1 protein-coding gene is annotated in these 1,010 nt (G+C 40.1%); it reads right to left on the reverse strand.

What is annotated here, in order from left to right:
* Positions 1–989 (reverse strand): IS66 family transposase (gene tnpC / locus ON15_RS11500; protein WP_235720446.1); only part of this gene is annotated, 989 nt, incomplete at its 3' end.
* Positions 990–1,010: the final 21 nt, after the last annotated feature.

A 1,010-nucleotide genomic window follows, 5' to 3' on the forward strand; every position in this document is an offset into this window, starting at 1 on the left:
AAACTTTTTGAGCGACGATCAAGCCGCTCACTGCTTGATAATTTTGACCATTGTTTTTCCAAACGAAACATTTCGTTTAAGATCGCCAGTGGGCGAGTTTCTTTAAAATGTCCGCGCACCTTATTGGCATCATCATAAAATTTCCGCCGAACATGCGCCCAACAACCTACACGCGTAATTGAATCAGTTAAAAGATTGTAACCGGCGTAGCCGTCACACTGAAGAACACCAGTAAAATTCTGATAAATCTTTTGGGCGAATCTTCCTGATCGAGTATCACCGTAAACATAATAAACAATTGGCTTGTCTGAACGACTGATACTTCGGATGACCCAGATATAAGATTTACTGCGTGCTGGTTTATTGGGTTCTCGCAAAACTTCATAAGGTGTTTCGTCACCTTGAAGGAATCGTTGCTCAATTAGTCTTTGATGCAACAGATCATACAAAGGTTTTACGATTGCCGCACATTTAATTATCCAGTTGGTGATTGTTGTTTCACTGAGTAAAACACCAGCACGCTGCCATTCCTTTAATTGTCGATAAATTGGAGTTCCCAATACATATTTTTGATTAAGGATCTCCGCTATCAGTGAAGGAGTGGCAATACTATGTGCAATTAACGCCTGTGGCGCTTTTCCGTGGTAAAGATGACTACAACCATCTAATTTTTCACAGTCAACACATTTGTAAGTTTCTTCATTAATGATTTCAACAAACAATTTGCCTGGAATCATGTGAATGACCTTTCTCACAAAGTGTTTTCCAATGGGGATCAGTTGATGACCATGTTCGCAATGATCATCTTCGCGTTTGATTGTTGTCTCTTCAACAGGCAAGCCTTCAGAAATGATCTCACTTCGTGTCCGATGATGTCTTTTGACTGGTACAGCTGTTTGAGTTTCACTTATTTCTTCGCTTTGATTTCCAGTTTGCTCTGGCTCGGTAAAAGAATTATCAAGCAAGGATAATTGGCCTGGGTTTTCCATTTTTTCAGAATGCCGACCATA

Source organism: Liquorilactobacillus vini DSM 20605 (genome assembly GCF_000255495.1).
In the GTDB taxonomy this organism is placed as follows: Bacteria; Bacillota; Bacilli; order Lactobacillales; family Lactobacillaceae; genus Liquorilactobacillus; species Liquorilactobacillus vini.